Annotated in this window: 12 protein-coding genes; 9 read left to right on the forward strand and 3 right to left on the reverse strand. The window is 63.1% G+C overall.

Features of this window, described 5'->3' with window-relative positions; all coding sequences use genetic code 11:
* The first annotated feature begins 143 nt into the window (after nucleotides 1-143).
* From rpmB to ACQ66M_RS07945, 4 genes are all read left to right on the forward strand, one after another.
* Entirely contained in the window at nucleotides 144-437 is a 294-nt protein-coding gene (gene rpmB / locus ACQ66M_RS07930; RefSeq protein WP_350173412.1) for a 50S ribosomal protein L28, read from the forward strand.
* A 163-nt stretch (nucleotides 438-600) separates the two neighbouring features.
* Nucleotides 601-1,041 carry a hypothetical protein gene (locus ACQ66M_RS07935; protein ID WP_430403019.1) on the forward strand — a complete coding sequence of 147 codons (441 nt, stop codon included), beginning with the start codon at nucleotides 601-603 and terminating at the stop codon, nucleotides 1,039-1,041.
* A 3-nt stretch (nucleotides 1,042-1,044) separates the two neighbouring features.
* Nucleotides 1,045-1,257, forward strand: coding sequence for a helix-turn-helix transcriptional regulator (locus ACQ66M_RS07940; RefSeq protein WP_350173416.1), 213 nt, complete (start codon nucleotides 1,045-1,047; stop codon nucleotides 1,255-1,257).
* 65 nt (nucleotides 1,258-1,322) lie between these two features.
* On the forward strand, nucleotides 1,323-2,984 hold the full coding sequence (locus ACQ66M_RS07945) for an amidohydrolase (RefSeq protein ID WP_430403021.1): 1,662 nt from the start codon (nucleotides 1,323-1,325) through the stop codon (nucleotides 2,982-2,984).
* On the opposite strand, the gene ACQ66M_RS07950 is transcribed toward ACQ66M_RS07945, so the two are convergent.
* Nucleotides 2,981-3,616 carry a glutathione S-transferase family protein gene (locus ACQ66M_RS07950; protein WP_430403023.1) on the reverse strand — a complete coding sequence of 212 codons (636 nt, stop codon included), beginning with the start codon at nucleotides 3,614-3,616 and terminating at the stop codon, nucleotides 2,981-2,983. The genes ACQ66M_RS07945 and ACQ66M_RS07950 overlap by 4 nt on opposite strands.
* Before the next feature lie 155 nt (nucleotides 3,617-3,771).
* On the opposite strand from ACQ66M_RS07950, the gene cobS reads away from it, so the two are divergent.
* From cobS to ACQ66M_RS07970, 4 genes are all read left to right on the forward strand, one after another.
* Nucleotides 3,772-4,755, forward strand: coding sequence for a cobaltochelatase subunit CobS (cobS, locus tag ACQ66M_RS07955; protein ID WP_350173420.1), 984 nt, complete (start codon nucleotides 3,772-3,774; stop codon nucleotides 4,753-4,755).
* A 9-nt stretch (nucleotides 4,756-4,764) separates the two neighbouring features.
* On the forward strand, nucleotides 4,765-5,433 hold the full coding sequence (locus ACQ66M_RS07960; protein ID WP_430403024.1) for a dienelactone hydrolase family protein: 669 nt from the start codon (nucleotides 4,765-4,767) through the stop codon (nucleotides 5,431-5,433).
* Nucleotides 5,433-7,418, forward strand: a complete 1,986-nt coding sequence (cobT, locus tag ACQ66M_RS07965; RefSeq protein ID WP_430403026.1) for a cobaltochelatase subunit CobT — start codon at nucleotides 5,433-5,435, stop codon at nucleotides 7,416-7,418. Before ACQ66M_RS07960 ends, cobT begins: the two co-directional genes overlap by 1 nt.
* Before the next feature lie 66 nt (nucleotides 7,419-7,484).
* Nucleotides 7,485-9,275, forward strand: coding sequence for an alpha/beta hydrolase (locus ACQ66M_RS07970; protein WP_350173426.1), 1,791 nt, complete (start codon nucleotides 7,485-7,487; stop codon nucleotides 9,273-9,275).
* Between the two features lie 19 nt (nucleotides 9,276-9,294).
* Here the strand turns inward: ACQ66M_RS07970 and ACQ66M_RS07975 are convergent, their stop codons facing one another.
* Together ACQ66M_RS07975 and ACQ66M_RS07980 are read right to left on the reverse strand one after the other, a co-directional pair.
* Nucleotides 9,295-9,759 (reverse strand): hypothetical protein, encoded by a 465-nt coding sequence (locus ACQ66M_RS07975; protein WP_430403028.1) that lies wholly within the window; start codon nucleotides 9,757-9,759, stop codon nucleotides 9,295-9,297.
* A gap of 482 nt (nucleotides 9,760-10,241) precedes the next feature.
* The gene (locus ACQ66M_RS07980) at nucleotides 10,242-11,483 is read right to left on the reverse strand and encodes an argininosuccinate synthase (RefSeq protein WP_350173430.1); all 1,242 of its coding nucleotides are present in this window, start codon (nucleotides 11,481-11,483) and stop codon (nucleotides 10,242-10,244) included.
* Nucleotides 11,484-11,697: 214 nt separating this feature from the next.
* Here ACQ66M_RS07980 and ACQ66M_RS07985 point away from each other — a divergent pair, with 214 nt between their 5' ends.
* Nucleotides 11,698-13,386 carry a hypothetical protein gene (locus ACQ66M_RS07985; RefSeq protein WP_430403030.1) on the forward strand — a complete coding sequence of 563 codons (1,689 nt, stop codon included), beginning with the start codon at nucleotides 11,698-11,700 and terminating at the stop codon, nucleotides 13,384-13,386.

Raw genomic sequence — 13,386 nt, forward strand, 5'->3', positions numbered from 1 at the left:
TGCAGTCAATAATCGTGACAGGCCATGACACCGGGCTGTAAAACTCTCATCCGGCCTGTGGCTTCGGAGTTGACATGAGGGCCTCCTGCCTTGTAACGACGCGCCTTCGAGACAACCCTGAACATGCAATCGGAGCGAGGCCCATGTCCCGCGAATGTGAACTTACCGGCACCAAGCCGATCGTTGGCCACCTGGTCAGCCACTCCCAGGTGAAGACCAAGCGTCGGTTCCTGCCAAACCTGATCGACGTGACGCTTCATTCTGAAGCCCTCGACCAGAAGTTCAAGCTGCGCATCGCGGCCAAGGCCCTGCGCACCGTGGACAAGCTTGGTGGCCTCGACGGCTTCCTCGCCAAGGCAAAGGACGACGCACTGTCGTCCAAGGCGCTCAAGATAAAGCGCAGCATCGCCAAGAAAGCGGTCGCTGCCGAGGCCTGATCGCCCACGGGCATCGGAAAACTGAAAAACGCGCTCCCACGGGGGCGCGTTTTTGTTTGTGCGGAATCATGGATCATTCCGTCAGATTGTAAAATATGTTGGACATTCCCTTCGCGCACCGCTATGTAAAACATATCTTACATTGTCGTGAAAGGACACACCCATGTCTCGCGCAGAAACCCGCGCCCTTGGTTCGCTTGTCATTGCGGGCATCGCCCTCTGGTTTCTCCAGATGCGGTTTCTGGATGGCTGGCAGGTTGTTGCCTTGCCACCGCGGCACATGATCGCCTCCTATCTGTTTGTCGTCATCGGCATGGCGATTGGTGAGACAGTTCTCAGCGGTGCGACAGCGGCAGGCAGGGAGCTGGAAGATGAGCGCGACCACCATATCACGCGCCGCGCCGAACTGATCTCTCACTGGTTCCTCGTCGCAGTGGTCAATATCCTGGTCGTGCAGCTGATCCTGCAGCACACCTATACCAGTTCCGTCTTCGCACCCCTTGCCATCGTAACGACCAGCGGCGTGGTCTTCACCCTCCTGGCCCTTCTGTTTGCCGCGCATATCGTGAAAATGATCGCCACGCTCGTGCTCTACAGGCTCTAGGACATGGCCAAGGGAAAGGTCCGGAACCGGATCAGGGAATTACGCGCAATCCATGGCGGCCTGACGCAATCGCAGCTGGCCGAAATGGTCGGCGCGACCCGCCAGACCATCATCGCCATCGAGCAGGAAAAGTATGCGCCATCGCTCGAGCTGGCCTTCCGCATCGCGAATGCATTCGGCGTGCCCTTCGAGGAGGTCTTTTCCTTCGAGCCTTGACAGTGCGGCGGGGGCGCTTTCAGGTCGGGAAACATTCACAGACCCGACCGGAAGCCACACCGACCATGCGCACCCCCTGCCTCGCCCTTGCCGCCCTCATGCTCGCCGCTTGCAGCGGCCCTGCTGCCCCTGTGCCGGATGCCGTTGCAGCCGCTCCGGTCACGGTCATTACAGGCGGCACGATCTATACTGGCAATCCGGATCAGCCGACGGTCGAGGCCGTGGTTTTCGGCGCCGATGGCCGCATTCTGGCAACCGTCCCTCCCGGCTCAGCAGACTGGAGCGAGGATGAAGTCAACCTGATTGACCTCGAAGGTGCGGTCATGTTTCCCGGGTTTACCGATTCCCATATCCATCTGCGGGGCGTCGGTGAGCGCGAGATGACGCTGAACCTCGAGGGCACAGGTTCCATCGCCGAACTCGTGACGCGGCTCGAAACGGAAATCAGCGGCAAACCGCCCGGTTCGGTCGTGTTCGGGCGTGGATGGATCGAAACCGGCTGGCCTGAAGGACGCATGCCGGATGCGGCAGATCTCGACGCCCTGGGCGCCGATCACAAGATCATCCTCGTGCGGGCTGACGGACACGCCATGGTGGTCAATTCCGCAACGCTTGCCGCTGCGGGAATTACCGTGGACACGACTGATCCGGAGGGTGGACGGATCGAGCGCGATACGCACGGCGCGCCTGATGGACTGCTCATCGACAATGCGATGGCGCTTGTCGCACCGCTTGTTTCCGCGCCTGACGCTGACGGCCTGAAAACCGCGCTTGAGACAGGGGCGAAAGTCTATGCCGCGCGCGGCTGGACAGGGGTTCACAATATGAGTGTGGCGCCTGAGGAGGTTCCGCTCATGGCAGAGCTTGATGCGCAGGGCCGCCTGCCGATCCGGCTCTACAATGCGCTTGACGCGGACGGGTTCGACATTGCCGCTGGCCGGCAGATGGAAACGGACACGATTACCAACCGCACCGTGAAAATCTACATGGACGGCGCCCTGGGCAGTCGGGGCGCACTCCTGATTGCGCCCTATAGTGACCGACCGGACACGTCGGGCCTTGCCCTCATGGAACCGGACGATCTCACCGCCATCATGGCGCGCGCAGATGCAGCGGGCGTCCAACTCGCCATCCATGCGATTGGCGACCTTGCCAACCGCCGCATCCTGGAGGCTGTGGAGGAAGGCGGCTATGATGCCGCCCATCGCTGGCGCATTGAGCATGCTCAGGTTTTCGCGACTGAAGATCTGATGCGCGCCGCTAATGCCGGCCTGATTGCCTCCATGCAGCCATCTCATGCCATCGGAGATCTCTTCTTTGCGCCCGCCCGTCTCGGCATGGACCGCCTCGCCGGTGCCTATGCCTGGAAGACACTGCTGGACAATGGAACGGTCATCGCAGGCGGGTCCGACGCGCCGGTGGAAGTCGGCTCGCCGCAGATCGAATTCTACGCTGCCGTTGCGCGCAAGAGCCTGAAGGGCGAATCCGGAGAGGGCTGGCACCCTGAACAGGCGCTCAGTCGCCAGCAGGCGCTCACGCTTTTTACTTCAGCGCCTGCCTTTGCCAGCTTTCAGGAAGACGACCTCGGCACGATAGAGCCCGGAAAGCGCGCCGATTTCACCGTCTTTGACCGCGACCTGATGACGGTGCCGGAAGCCGAAATCCTTGCCGCAAAGCCCCTGATGACCTTTGTCGGCGGCGACATTGTCTGGCGGGCAGCCGACTAGGCGTCCGGGAAGTTTCGCGACCAGACGCCCCGCAGGGGTTCCAGCGCTTTCGCCCGCAAGGCAATCGCGTTCAGCTTCGGCGCGTGCATTGCAAACCAGTCCCCGCGCGGCGACCAGTGGTGCATCACGCAGACATAGAGGTCGAGCGCCGAGAAGCGCTCTCCGAGAAACCAGGGCGCACCCGAGGCATCCTCCACGATTGACCAGAGCCGCTCGCGATAGGCCTTTATCGCCGCCTTGAATGGTGCCCGCGCGGCTTCGGTGCTGACGAAGCGCGCCGGGTCGTCCGCATAGGTGAATGTCGGATAGATGTTGGTCACCAGATAGAGCAGCCAGCGAAGGAATGCGGCCTGTTCCGGCGCGCCGGTTGCAGGCACAAGATCGTCACGGCCCGTGTTTCCGGCCAGCCAGAGCGTGATCGCTGCGCTTTCGGTCAATACCTGGCCGTCCGGCAGCACCAGCGTCGGCACTTGTGCCAGCGGGTTTGCGGTTATCAGCCTTTCCCGCGCGGCGGCAACCGTGAAAAGGTTGCCCACGGTCTCGAACCGATAGGGAAGGCAATAGAAATCAAGTTGCGCCTCGACCAGCGCAGACCCCCATCCCGGCGTGCCATAGAGAACAGAATCTGCCATCATGCGAGCTAAAGGCGGCCCGCTGCCCCGGTCAAGGGTCGGCAAGGCCCTGCAAGCGCAAGGTGCGTTTTCCCCTACGTCGCACTAGGCGTTCGCGCGTCGCGTGCTAGAACCTATATTGAAACGCTAAATCCTCCCCGACGAGACAGAACTCCATGACCGTAATGAGCGATACCGATGCCCTTGAGGGCCTGAAGCCGACCGAAAAGATCAATGTCAAGAAGGTCTTCGGCCTCGACACGACCATGACGGTCCATGGCTTCAAGACGCGCACCGAATACGTGCCGGAGATCGACCCGTCCTACCGGTTCGACCCGCAGACCACGATGGCCGTTCTGGCCGGCTTCGAGCACAATCGCCGGGTCATGGTCCAGGGCTATCACGGGACAGGCAAGTCGACCCATATCGAGCAGATCGCCGCACGTCTCAACTGGCCGATGATCCGGGTGAACCTCGACAGCCATGTCAGCCGGATCGACATGGTCGGCAAGGATGCGATTGTCCTGAAGGACGGCAAGCAGATCACCGAATTCCGCGAAGGCATCCTGCCCTGGGCCCTTCAGCGCCCGGTCGCCATCTGTTTTGACGAGTACGATGCCGGCCGCCCGGACGTGATGTTCGTCATCCAGCGCGTGCTTGAGGCCAGCGGAAAGCTGACCCTGCTCGACCAGAACCGCGTCATTGCGCCGAACCCCTACTTCCGCCTGTTTGCCACTACGAACACGGTTGGCCTTGGCGATACGACGGGCCTCTATCACGGCACGCAGCAGCTCAACCAGGGACAGATGGACCGCTGGAGCATCGTCACGACGCTGAACTATCTGGAGCATGATGCCGAGGTCGAAATCGTCAAGACCAAGGCGACTGGCGTCGATGACGACACGCTGTCCAAGATGGTGACGCTTGCCGACCTGACCCGCAACGCATTCATCGCCGGCGATCTGTCAACCGTGATGAGCCCGCGGACCGTGATCACCTGGGCCGAAAACTACGCGATCTTCCAGAACCTTGGTCATGCTTTCCGCATGACGTTCCTGAATAAGTGCGACGAACTCGAGCGCCCGCTGGTCGCTGAAATGTACCAGCGTTGCTTTGCCGAGGAACTGCCTGAAAGCGCCCTCATGGTGAAGGTCGCCTGAGACGACGAAATGACTGTTACCAGCCTGACCCTTACCAGCCGCGACGGTTTTGAGTTCGGCGCTGTTCGCGCCGAGCCGGCCGGTGCGCGCAAGGGCGGACTGATCCTGGTTCAGGAAATCTTCGGCATCAATTCCTTCATGCTTGATGCGGCCCGCCGCTTCGCAGCGGAAGGCTATGAAGTCCTGGTGCCGTCCATGTTCGATCGTCAGAAGCCCGGCTTCGCCCGCGAGGATCACTCGGCAGAAGCGATTGCCGAGGGTGGCGGGCATGCCCGCGCCAACGGGCTCGACGCCGCCATGTCTGACATTGGTGCCTGCATTGATGCGCTCGAGCGCCCGGTCTACATCACCGGTTTCTGCTATGGCGGGTCAATCGCTTATCTCGCCGCCTGCCGGCTTTCAGGCATCATGGCGGCGTCAGCCTATTATGGCAGCCTTCTCCCGACCTTTAAGGCCGAAGTGCCGAAATGCCCGGTCATTGCCCATTTTGGCCGTCTCGACGCGCACATTCCGATGGAGGGCGTCGAAGCCTTCCGCGCCGCACGTCACGATGTGCCTGTCTATGTCTATGAGGCCGGGCACGGTTTCGCGCGCCAGCGCTCCGATGATCATGACGCAACCAGCGACGCGCTGGCTTTCAAGCGCACGCTGGACCTTTTCTCAGACGCAGTGCGCTGATGGCCAAGGACATCTCGCCCCAGGAACTCTTCAAGCAAGCGCTGGCCGCGACGACCAAGGCGATGAGCGCTGACCGCGAGGTTGAGGTCGGATTTGGCAATGATATCGGCGCTGACGGCGAGCGGATCGTGCTGCGGCCGCCCCCGGTGGACCTGCCGCCCGGTATTGCCGCGCGCATCCGCGGCGAGGCGGATGCAATTGCCCTTCGCCGGGCTCACCATGACGAAGCGGCTCACCTCAGGCACCGGCCGCAAGGCGACCTGCCGCGCCGCGTGTACGATGCTGCCGAGCATGCCCGCATCGAGAGCCTCGGCGCCAATGCCATGCGCGGCACGGCGCTCAACCTTGATGCCGTTCTGGAATTGCGCACCCTGTCCGGTGAATTTGCCATGGGCGCAGAAGAGCCGGAGGCCGTGCTGGCACCCGCTCTGGAATTCCTGCTTCGCGAGAAACTCACGGGCCGCCCATTGCCCGAAGCGGCGCGGCGTGTCGCAGATATCTGGCGCGACCGCGTCGAAGCCGATACGGGCGGCGCGCTCGACAAGCTCATCTCCCAGCTTCATGACCAGTCCGGCTTTGCCAGGACCATTCGCGAGATGATCCGTGACCTTACGGCGGGCGATCAGTCGGGCGAGGAGACACAGTCCGACGACGACCAGCAGGAACAGCAATCCGAAGACGAGGAACAATCCCAGCAGGGCGAACAGGACCAGCAGTCGGAAGAGCCGATGGGTGCCTCTTCAGAGGAAATGGAAGCAGGTGACAGCGAAGAGCTCGACGGCGAGGAAACCAATGTCAGCGTCGACCAGGACGTCGAAATGGAGGCGGATGACGACGCCGACGACAATGATGACGGTTCCAAACCGCTGCGACCGAATTTCCGTGACGGCGATGAGCGTGACCGCTTCAACTATAATGTCTTTACCCGCGCGCATGATGAGGTTGCCCAGGCACCTGACCTCTGCGATCCGGAAGAGCTGACCCGCCTGCGGGCTTATCTCGACCACCAGTTGCAGGGCCTGCAGGGCGCGGTCTCCAAGCTGGCGAACAAGTTGCAGCGCCGTCTCATGGCACAGCAGAACCGGTCCTGGAGCTTTGACCTCGAAGAGGGCGTGCTCGATACTGCCCGCCTGACCCGCGTGATCACGGATCCGACGGTTCCGCTCAGCTTCAAGCAGGAAGATGACAGCAATTTCCGTGACACGGTCGTCACCCTTCTGCTCGATAATTCCGGTTCCATGCGCGGTCGTCCGATCATGGTTGCGGCCCTGTGCGCAGATATTCTCGCCCGCACGCTGGAACGGTGCGGTGTGAAAACCGAAATCCTCGGCTTCACGACCAAGGCATGGAAGGGCGGCCTCTCGCGCGAAGACTGGGTGCGCGCCGGCAAGCCGAACGGACCCGGCCGTCTCAACGACATCCGCCACATTGTCTACAAGCAGGCGGATGCGCCGTGGCGCCGGGCGCGCAAGAATCTCGGGCTGATGATGCGCGAAGGGCTGCTGAAGGAGAATATCGACGGCGAGGCCCTGCTCTGGGCGCATGACCGCCTGCTCGCACGGCCCGAGCAGCGCAAGATCCTGATGGTCATCTCCGACGGTGCGCCGGTTGATGATTCCACGCTCAACGTGAACATCGGCAATTACCTGGAGCGCCACCTGCGCCAGGTGATCGAGGAAATCGAGACACGCAGCCCGATCGAGCTGATCGCCATCGGCATCGGCCATGACGTGACGCGCTATTACAAGCGCGCGGTCACCATCGTGGATGCCGAACAGCTTGGCGGCGCAATGACTGAACAGCTCGCCGGCCTGTTCGACGAAAACGGCCCGGTCCCGCAGGCCATGTCCATTCCGCCCCTGACCGACCGCACGGTGCGCGGCGCGGCCAGTGGTGCGCCCAGCTATGGCGGCCGTAAGTCAGTCGGGCTGGGAAGGGACGTGAAGAAGACCACGCTTCAGGCCGTCAAAGGGCCGAAATCCTAGGCAATTTCCTGTCCCATATTTCTGCCTTCATGCTAGGGTTTGATGGCGCAGCGAGGGGACAGGACGATGCCACATCATTTCAAGCTTAAACCCGTATCAAGGCTCGTCATCGCGGGCCTGCTCGTCCTGCTGGCCGCCTGCGCCTCAAAGCCGGAACCGGATCGCCTCGTCCTGCTGGGAGACGCCCAGGCCGAAGGCAATGTGGAACAGCAAGTGGCTCTCGCCCGTGCCCTTCTGGCAGATCCCGAGGTCAAGGGAGACCTGCGCACCGATCTGGGAGACATTCTTGCGGCTGCGGGCCAGACCGAAGCGGCCCTGTCGGCCTATCACCGCGTGCTGACCGCCGCGAGCGCCGAGACGCCGCCCAATTTCGCCTACCAGATAGACCTGCGCGCCCGCATGGCCGAAATTGCGCTTGATGCCGGTGACACAGTGCGTGCCACCGAAGAGATTGGCGCGGCGGCCCGCCTCGCGCGCATCCATCTCGGCTCGGACCATCCGCGCCTTGCGCCGCTGCTCGCCTTTGCCACTGAGAATGGCCTCGACACCGCCCGCGTGGCAGAAATTACCGGCTCGCCGGTCGATGCCACGCTCGCCGGCAGTGTGGAGCGCGCCCGCGAACGCCCCGTCGCTGTCGCCAGCGCCCGGGCTGGCGCCCTCGGCGGCGTCGAGCCCGACTTTGATCTTGTCCGCGTCTTCTTCGGCACCAACCGTGCCCCGCAGGCCGGCAAGCTGAAGCTGGTCGACGGGCGTCCGGTCCTTGATCCCAGGAAATATTTCGGCGGCAAGTCAGCCGCGCTCAAGACCGGCAGCGTCATGGTGTCTGTCCCGCGCAACCGGGCGGTTGGCGAAATCCCCAAGCCTGGCATGTTCACCTTCGACCGACGTCCCAACCCGGCAAAATACGTGATCCTCGGCGACATGAAGCTCGACGCGACCATGGCCGAGTTTCTCGCCAATGTCCGCATAGAGCTTGCCCGCTCCCAGCGCCGCGAGATCTTCATCTTCATTCACGGCTACAACAATGATTTTCCCACCGCCGTTGAGCGCACAGCCCAGCTTGCGGTGGACCTTGAGATTGACGGCGCGCCGGTGCTCTATTCCTGGCCGTCCGCCGGCAGCGTGTTCGGCTACAAGGCCGACCGCAAGCAGATCACGCAGGCCACCATCGACGACCTTGAACACTTCCTCCATGTCCTCACCGAGCAGACCGGTGCAGACCGCGTCAACATTGTCGCCCACTCGATGGGCAATGAATTCCTTGTCCGAGCCCTGCAGGAAATGGCAGACGATGAGCGCGCAGTGCCTTCACCCTTCGACCAGGTCGTCTTCGCCTCGCCCGATGTCGATGCTGACGAGTTCATCACGCTGATGGAGCGCGTCAGCGGCCTTGCCAATGACATGACGCTCTATGCCAGTTCGAAGGACCGGGCGCTGCAGGCTTCGCGCCGCTTCAACAAGTCGGGCCGCCGCGCGGGCGACTCGACCGAGCCGGTCCTGCTCGCCGGGCTCAACACGATCGACACGACGCAGGGCTCCACCGGCGGCCTCGCGCTTGGCCATTCGGACATATTCGGCGCCGCCTTCCCGGATTTCCAGGCCATCACATGGCTCAGCCTCGAGCCGGAACAGCGCTGCATCCTCGGCAGGCAGGAGATCAAGTCCGGCACGGCCTGGATCTTCGGCACGCCACGGTCAGAGTTCTGCGACACGGACGGCTTTGCCACCGCGATCACCAGTGTGCGCCGTCTCGGCCTCGACAAGGCCTCAGCCGAACTGGCCGCCCGTGCCAGCCAGCCCGCCCCTGACGCCGCCCGCTGGCAATCGGCCCTGAAGATCGTTGAAAGCCTGCAATGAACGGATCATCGAAAGCGGTTCATCCTGGGCGCTCCGCCACTTTTGCAAATTCGCCGCGCACTTCACTCAGGTATTTCACCGCCGTCGCGCGGTGCTTTGGCGATTTGGCCTTTTTCGGCAGCCGGCTCAGCCAGTGCGAATTCGGGCCCATGGGGAACCGGCGTGACAGGACCCGCGTCGAGGGCAGGGGCTTGCGCGACATGACGTCCACATAGGTGTCGAGTTCGGCCAGCGACGTGAATACCAGCTTCACCCCGTCCACCTCCACCATCAGCACCGGCCAGCCCTCGCCTCCCACCGGCCCCGGCCGTGGCGGCTCGAACAGGGTCGCCCGGCCCAGGCTCTCCGCGTCCACCGGCCGGTGCACCCAATAGGTCATCACCGAAACCGGCGGCTTTTTCCAATAGGTGATCTGGTAGGATTTCATCGCCTCACCGGTCCGCTCTCCCATGCCGATTGAAATGGAGGGGCCGTAAAAGATCAAGCCTCCCAAACTGCGTCGGGGATGACGTATGGGGGGCAAATCAGCAGCTTACAAACTTCCCGGAAAACCAGATTGTGAGTGCGACGCATGCTGCCAGGACAGCATTTATTGCCAGCGCGATTATGGGCAGGAACGTCAGGGCAATGCTCATGCCCTTGCGTTCGCAGTCGTGATGCCCGGCGGGATAAAGACCCAAGAACCAGACAAAGGGTTGAGCCGAGGAAAGGACCGGACGCCAGTATCCAATCGACAAGCTCCAGCACCGAAAAGCCGGTCACGCGTTTCAATCCACCCCAGAACATCCCGGCAAATGAGTGTTGCGAATTACCTGTGGGAGTATCCCCGTTGCTTTCGGCGACAGCAAAGCACAGGTCATGGTCGCAGCCTGCAAGATGGATGGGCCTGAAAAGCAGGAATGCGAACAGGAAGGTGGCGTAGACCGGACTCCTTCAGCCCCCCCAGTTGAGGGGACCCCAGGCGCGTCAGCCATTCTTCCCAAACTTCCGGTCCCGCCCGGCCAGCAGCCGCAACCTGAGCGCATTCAGCTTTATGAAGCCTTCCGCGTCCTTCTGGTCATAGGCGCCGTGATCGTCCTCGAAGGTCACGATTTTCTCCGAGTACAGAGAATAAGGGCTTGAGCGACCGGTCAGGTAGGCCTGGCCCTTGTACAGCTTGATTTTCACTTCGCCGGTCACCCAGCGTTGCGAATGGTCGATGGCGGCCTGCAGCATCTCGCGCTCCGGGCTCCACCAGAAGCCATTATAGATCAGCTCAGCATATTTCGGCATCAGCTCGTCCTTGAGGTGCGCCGCGCCCCGGTCGAGCGTTGCCTGCTCAATGCCCCTGTGCGCCACCAGAAGGATCGTGCCGCCCGGCGTCTCATAGATGCCGCGAGACTTCATGCCGACAAACCGGTTCTCCAGAAGGTCCAGCCGCCCGATGCCGTGTTTCTTGCCATAGGCGTTCAGCGCGGTCAGCAGCGTCGCCGGGCTCATCGCCTCGCCATTGATGGCGCAGGCATCGCCGCGCTCGAAACTGATCGTGATGGTCTCGGGCTCGTCGGGCGCGTCTTCGGGCGAAATCGTCCGCATATGCACGAATTCCGGCGCCGCCTCTGCCGGGTCCTCCAGGACCTTGCCCTCGGAGGAGGAGTGCAGCAGGTTCGCGTCCACGCTGAACGGCGCCTCGCCCTTCTTGTCCTTGGCAATCTCGATGCCGTGGGACTCGGCAAATTTCATCAGGTCGGTGCGCGATTTGAAATCCCAGTCGCGCCAGGGCGCAATAACCTTGATGTCCGGATTGAGGCCGTAATAGCCGAGCTCGAAGCGCACCTGGTCATTGCCCTTGCCGGTGGCGCCATGGCAGACGGCATCGGCGCCCACCATGTCGGCAATCTCGATCTGGCGCTTGGCGATCAGCGGCCTGGCGATCGAGGTGCCCAGCAGGTAGACGCCCTCATACACGGCATTGGCCCGGAACATCGGGAACACGAAATCGCGCACGAACTCCTCGCGCACATCCTCGATGAAGATGTTTTCCGGCTTCACCCCGGCGGCCAGCGCCTTCTTGCGGGCCGGCTCCAGTTCCTCGCCCTGGCCGAGGTCTGCGGTAAATGTCACCACTTCCGCGCCGAATTCGGTCTGCAGCCATTTCAGGATGATCGACGTGTCGAGACCGCCCGAATAGGCGAGGACAACTTTCTTCGGGGCGGCTTTGGCGGACATGGGCGGGCACCTTCTTTGTGCATAGGGTCAAGCTGTGTTGCATTAAGGACAGAACGGGGCAGTGACAAGCCGCGCGCCGGGCCATTTCCTATGGTTAAGAAAGCCCTAACCGTCTATAAACGGGTCACACCGTTTGATTCAGGAGCGTCCTTCGGGGCGTCAGACCGCCCAGATGTTCACCAAGGACTTCACCCGACCGGAACCGGTTCCCCCGATGATTCCGGACAGTCTGCGCCACACGGTGCAGGCCGCGCAGGATGCCGGCCGGCGCGCGGAGGAACGGGCCAATCTGGACATGCCGTTCCGGGCCCGTCTGCGCGCGCGCGACGGCGTGCGGCCCCAGTCCACGCTGGCCATCATTACCAGTATCGAGAACCAGCCGCGCACCGCCAGTGCGCCGCCGCGCGGGCCGACCCGCCCGCTTCGCGCCGTTTCGGCCAATCCGGGCTTCCTTCCACTTGGCAAGGCGGGCAAGGGCGGCGGCCTGTCAGGTGGCAGCAATGATGACGATGACGGCTCCAGCCGCCTTGCTGACATTTCGCAGCTCGCCTTTGCCGGTCTTGCGGTTCTTGGCCTCGCCGGCCTGTCGGTCATGGCGGCTGAAAGCGCGCTGAATGGGGGCGGCGATGGAGACCCCGGCCCGCTCGCCGAACTGCCGCCCACGCTGAACCCCGGCGGTGGCGCGGCCTCGTCTGCCGCCATGGCAGCGGCCTCGACGCCCGTCGACGCCGCGCCGACAGCCTGGTTCGACTATCGCCGCCTCGCTGACACACTCGCCGCCAACAAGACGGCCTATGAAACCGCCCAGAGCGAAGCCGCCGCTGCAGAGCTTGAGCAGGCCCGCGTTCAGGCGGCCACTGCCATCGCCGAAACGGAGGCGCGCCGGATTGCCGAAGCCGCTGAGCAGGACGCCGCGGCACAAGAGGCCCGCCTCGCGGCCGCCGAACAGGAAAAGACACGTCTGGCTGAAGCTGAAGCCGCCCGCGTGGCCGAGGCTGAACAGGTGCGCCTTGCCAACCTCAAGGCCGAGCAGGACGCCGCCGCCGCTATTGAGGCCAAACGCCTCGCCGATCTCGAAGCGCGACGACTTGCCGAGGCCGAAGCGGAAACACAGCGCCTGGCTGACCTGAAAGCCAAGGCAGACGCGAAGGCCGAGCAGAAACGCCTTGCTGCCCTCGCCGCCGAGAACCAGAAAAAACGCCTCGCAGCGGCCGCGGCCGAAGAATCGCGGCTCGCGGCCATCACGGCCAGCGCAGTTGCCGCCCCGGTCAATCCAGCACCGCGCGCCGCGTCGCCCTCGCCCAAGCCGCGCCGCGTGCGCCAGATGGTGGCCCATTCGGGTCCCGTCCCGGCACCCGCCACGCTCAAGCCCGAACGGGTCGGCGTGACTCTCATGGCCCTTGCGACCCCCACTGTGCCCGCCTACACCCAGTCGGCCCCCTCCATACGCCCCTTCGACACCACATCACGCCCGGTCAGCGCACAGGCCGTGGATGAATTCGTGGCAGAGCGCGTGGAGCTGACGGCGTCGCAGGCCCTTGATTCCAGTATGGTAAATGTGCTGAAGGCGGATTTTCTCAATCTGGTCGAGACCCAGCAGGACGGCACAACCCAAATCCTCCGGACGCCCGATGGCCGCACATTGTCCATCCTGATAGAGCGGTCCCTGTCCCACCAGGCCAGCAAGGCGAGCGTGCGCGAGATAACCCATGATGCGCCGCATTCGGACTCTGTGGTCCGCTTCGTCACTGAAATTGTGCCGATGAAAGTTTCGGTCATCTGCCGCGACGTGGCCTATGCCTTGCCGGGCCAGGAACGCGGCCGTTTCGCCGCTTGCCAATCGCCCACCGGCGGCTGGGTTCTTGCCCGCGCCTCTGATCTTCCCGCCGCCCCGGAGGCCTGA

It is taken from the genome of Hyphomonas sp. (genome assembly GCF_965284475.1).
Lineage (GTDB): Bacteria > Pseudomonadota > Alphaproteobacteria > Caulobacterales > Hyphomonadaceae > Hyphomonas.

What these genes read in the sequence shown, in the direction of transcription:
- rpmB (WP_350173412.1), top strand. Translation starts at nt 144, where the DNA reads ATGTCCCGCGAATGTGAACTTACCGGCACCAAGCCGATCGTTGGCCAC.
- ACQ66M_RS07935 (WP_430403019.1), top strand. Translation starts at nt 601, where the DNA reads ATGTCTCGCGCAGAAACCCGCGCCCTTGGTTCGCTTGTCATTGCGGGC.
- ACQ66M_RS07940 (WP_350173416.1), top strand. Translation starts at nt 1,045, where the DNA reads ATGGCCAAGGGAAAGGTCCGGAACCGGATCAGGGAATTACGCGCAATC.
- ACQ66M_RS07945 (WP_430403021.1), top strand. Translation starts at nt 1,323, where the DNA reads ATGCGCACCCCCTGCCTCGCCCTTGCCGCCCTCATGCTCGCCGCTTGC.
- ACQ66M_RS07950 (WP_430403023.1), bottom strand. Translation starts at nt 3,616, where the DNA reads ATGGCAGATTCTGTTCTCTATGGCACGCCGGGATGGGGGTCTGCGCTG.
- cobS (WP_350173420.1), top strand. Translation starts at nt 3,772, where the DNA reads ATGACCGTAATGAGCGATACCGATGCCCTTGAGGGCCTGAAGCCGACC.
- ACQ66M_RS07960 (WP_430403024.1), top strand. Translation starts at nt 4,765, where the DNA reads ATGACTGTTACCAGCCTGACCCTTACCAGCCGCGACGGTTTTGAGTTC.
- cobT (WP_430403026.1), top strand. Translation starts at nt 5,433, where the DNA reads ATGGCCAAGGACATCTCGCCCCAGGAACTCTTCAAGCAAGCGCTGGCC.
- ACQ66M_RS07970 (WP_350173426.1), top strand. Translation starts at nt 7,485, where the DNA reads ATGCCACATCATTTCAAGCTTAAACCCGTATCAAGGCTCGTCATCGCG.
- ACQ66M_RS07980 (WP_350173430.1), bottom strand. Translation starts at nt 11,483, where the DNA reads ATGTCCGCCAAAGCCGCCCCGAAGAAAGTTGTCCTCGCCTATTCGGGC.
- ACQ66M_RS07985 (WP_430403030.1), top strand. Translation starts at nt 11,698, where the DNA reads ATGATTCCGGACAGTCTGCGCCACACGGTGCAGGCCGCGCAGGATGCC.